3 protein-coding genes are annotated in these 2,793 nt (G+C 46.1%); 2 read left to right on the top strand and 1 reads right to left on the bottom strand.

Going from position 1 to position 2,793, the window contains the following annotated elements:
- Window positions 1–75 precede the first annotated feature (75 nt).
- Complete coding sequence (locus QT974_RS19775; RefSeq protein ID WP_333470134.1) at window positions 76–831, top strand: DUF2232 domain-containing protein; 756 nt, start codon at window positions 76–78, stop codon at window positions 829–831.
- A gap of 534 nt (window positions 832–1,365) precedes the next feature.
- The gene (cobT, locus tag QT974_RS19770) at window positions 1,366–2,472 is read left to right on the top strand and encodes a nicotinate mononucleotide-dependent phosphoribosyltransferase CobT (RefSeq protein WP_333470133.1); all 1,107 of its coding nucleotides are present in this window, start codon (window positions 1,366–1,368) and stop codon (window positions 2,470–2,472) included.
- On the opposite strand, the gene QT974_RS19765 is transcribed toward cobT, so the two are convergent.
- Window positions 2,462–2,593 carry a hypothetical protein gene (locus tag QT974_RS19765; protein WP_333470132.1) on the bottom strand — a complete coding sequence of 44 codons (132 nt, stop codon included), beginning with the start codon at window positions 2,591–2,593 and terminating at the stop codon, window positions 2,462–2,464. The two genes, cobT and QT974_RS19765, sit on opposite strands and share 11 nt — an antisense overlap.
- Between the last annotated feature and the right edge of the window lie 200 nt (window positions 2,594–2,793).

Here is a 2,793-nt window from a genome sequence, read left to right as displayed (position 1 = left end):
ACATAACGCCAGTCCCCTAAAATCTAAAATCTACAATCTACAATCTACAATCTAAAATCTAAAATCTAAAATCGGATGAGTGATTTTTTGTCAGCAGATGCCGAGTCTAATTCGGGCAGTTCCCCCAGTAAAAAAAATGAGCCGCCAACCGCGGATATTTCAGCAATGGCGGACGATCGCACAAATCCCGATACCCGGACGCCTGAATTAGGGGAAGCGCCTTTAAGACTCGTAGAAACGGCATTTTTAGCAAGTACCGCTAGCTTGATTTGGCTGGTAAATTATTACTTTCCGCTGGGGCCGCTGCTGCGGGTTTTTTTCCCGGTACCCATAGCCCTAGTTTACCTGCGCTGGGGAAACCGCGCCGCTTGGATGTCCGCTTTGGTTTCGGGTTTGCTGTTGTCGGTACTCATGGGCCCGACGCGGAGCATTTTATACGTGATTCCTTTTGGAATTATGGGAGTTGCGCTGGGCGGACTTTGGACGCGCCAAGCCAGTTGGCCTGTCTCTATTAGTTTGGGCGCGCTAATTGGTACTTTCGGGTTCTTTTTTCGGTTTTGGCTGCTGTCAATTTTGGTGGGTCAAAACCTCTGGGTTTACCTCACAGTCCAGGTAACAGAGATGGTGGAATGGGTGTTTGTGAAGCTGGGCTGGCTGAGTGTGCCGAGTTTGGGCGCAATTGGGGCGATCGCCGCCGGCATGATTTTGCTTAGCAACCTGGTTTATTTATTTGTAGTGCATTTAGTAGCTTTGCTGCTGTTAGATCGTTTGGGAAATCCAATTCCGCGACCGCCGCGCTGGGTGCAAGTTTTGATCGATTATGAAGAGTAGTTATCTGAAAAGTTGTCAGTTGATAGTTGTCAGTTGATAGTTGACAGTTGTCGGTTGTCAGAAGGAAGAAGGATTTTGTAACAGATTTAACTGATTTAATTGATGGATGTAGAAGGAAGAAAAAAATAAAATTATCCGCTTTGCCTCTTTCTGGTTTGTCCGGCAATTACCAATTCCCCATTCCCAATTCCCCATTACCAATTCCCAAGGACTAATGACTAATGAAGTTCGCTCTTCGGGGACAGCGCTAATAACAAATAACAAATAACGAACAACCAATAACAAATAACAAATAACGAACAACCAATAACAAATAACGAACAACCAATAACAAATAACGAACAACCAATAACGAACAACAAATAACAAATAACAAATAACGAACAACAAATAACAAATAACAAATAACCAATAACCAATAACAAATAACCAATAACAAATAACAAATAACAAATAACAAATAACCAATAACAAATAACAAATAACAAATAACAAATAACAAACAACCAATAACAAATAACCAATAACTAATTTATGATTCGTATTTATACAGAAATGGAAGAGGGCCAGCGGTGGCTCGATCGCCATCGGGGACAAAAACCGATATTTGCCTGCGTGTTAGGATTCACCGCAACTGGCTTAATTCCGGGGATTTCCGCAGCAGGAGCAACCCCGCGCGATCGACAATTTACCTGTTTGGCTGATGCAGAATTTTTGTATAACGGCCCCCAACCATCGCCGCACTATCCTTTGCCGCCCTTAGAAGCGGGTGCCTCGCCGGTACTGATATCTCGCGCCGTAGTTGAAGCTTTGGAAATTCCGCTTTACCTGTTTAATGCTGGTTTGCTCCTACCGCCTCCGGTACCTGCAATTGATTTGGGCGGCACTGCGGCAAAGTGTCTTACTTCTGGGAATGCTTTGGAACTAGAAACAGTCAAAGATTTGCTGGAACAAGGGTTAATTTGGGGAGCTAAATTAGCCGCCGAAACTAATGGTAGTTATTTAATTTTAGGGGAGTGCGTAGTTGGTGGCACGACTACTGCTTTGGGCGTGTTAATGGGTTTGGGTATGACAGCGGCGGGTAAGGTTAATAGTTCTCATCCTAGCTGCAATCACGAGCAAAAATTGGCTGCGGTGACAGCGGGACTCAATAATGCTGGTTGGGAAATCGGCCCCAAAAATAGCACTCCCCTAGATTTGGTGGCGGCGGTGGGCGATCCGATGCAGGTAGCGGTGGCGGGAATGGCGATCGCCGCGAGTCGGACTTGCGGCGTGCTTCTAGCTGGGGGCACACAAATGCTGGCTGTGTACGCTTTGATGCAAGCGATCGCCACGGAATACGATTTGCTCTGGCATCCCGAGCAAGTCGCGGTGGGGACTACACGCTGGGTGGCGGAAGACCCGACAGGGGACACTGTGGGGCTGGCGTCAGATATCGGCGGTGTGCCTCTGTTGGCTGCACAGCTAAGTTTTGCGGGTTCTCGCTACGGACAACTGCAAGCTTACGATCGCGGATATGTTAAGGAAGGTGTGGGTGCGGGTGCGTGTGCGATCGCCAGCGGCTTGTTGGCAAATTGGACTCCTGCTCAACTCCTGCAAGCTGTTGAGGCTTTAGCATCCCGGTGCGAAATTAAATATTAGATTTGGATTGCGTGACTTCCGGGGCGATCGCGATCGAACAACAGGCTTGGTTAATGCCGATCGTTGCCAGAAATCCTCTTCTGACACCCTTAACCGAAGTGTCTCGATCTATGCTGTCCAAATAAATTTAAAAAGAAAGTTCAGTTATTTGTTGTGATTTTTGTCTTGAACGTTCTGCTGACAAATCTGTTATTAAAGCAATTTAAAAAGTTATTTTTCAGACTGTTTTACATACCTGACTCTCCGAGCGATCGGAAACCTCTCGGTATATTAGACTTGAATTGCATAAGTCTTCGATCGATACAGAAACCGCAGATGTCA

The sequence above is a fragment of the Microcoleus sp. BM001215392 genome, assembly GCF_036700185.1.
Lineage (GTDB): Bacteria > Cyanobacteriota > Cyanobacteriia > Cyanobacteriales > Microcoleaceae > Microcoleus.
This window is presented reverse-complemented; position numbering and strand designations above follow the sequence as displayed.